This is a genomic window from Halomonas sp. SIMBA_159 (genome assembly GCF_046536035.1).
GTDB lineage: Bacteria > Pseudomonadota > Gammaproteobacteria > Pseudomonadales > Halomonadaceae > Vreelandella > Vreelandella venusta_A.
Genome location: NZ_JAWJBT010000579.1, coordinates 1 through 272, shown reverse-complemented (window position 1 = coordinate 272; position 272 = coordinate 1). Strand labels below are relative to the sequence as shown.

Annotated in this window: 1 protein-coding gene; it reads right to left on the bottom strand. The window is 67.3% G+C overall.

The annotated features are described in order from the left end of the window. The coding region (locus R0J87_RS20530; protein ID WP_498888562.1) for an MraY family glycosyltransferase at positions 1-272 on the bottom strand (272 nt) is incomplete at both ends.

Here is a 272-nt window from a genome sequence, read left to right as displayed (position 1 = left end):
CAAGCGCCGCCACCGCGAGCACTGTGACCGCGCACGAGATCACCGCATACGAGAGCAGGAAGTCGAGCGGCGGCACGCTGATGCGCGTGACCGCAATGTCCAGCAGAAAATACGCAAGCGCCGCTGCCGCCATCGTGCAGACGAGGCGCGCGAGCGGCGACACACGCTTGGTCAGGTCCTCGACGAGACCCGAGCCGAAGGCCGGCATGCCGCACGCAATGAGCCCGAGGATGCCGCCCGATACTGCCGGGTAGGCATAGCGCAGTTGCACG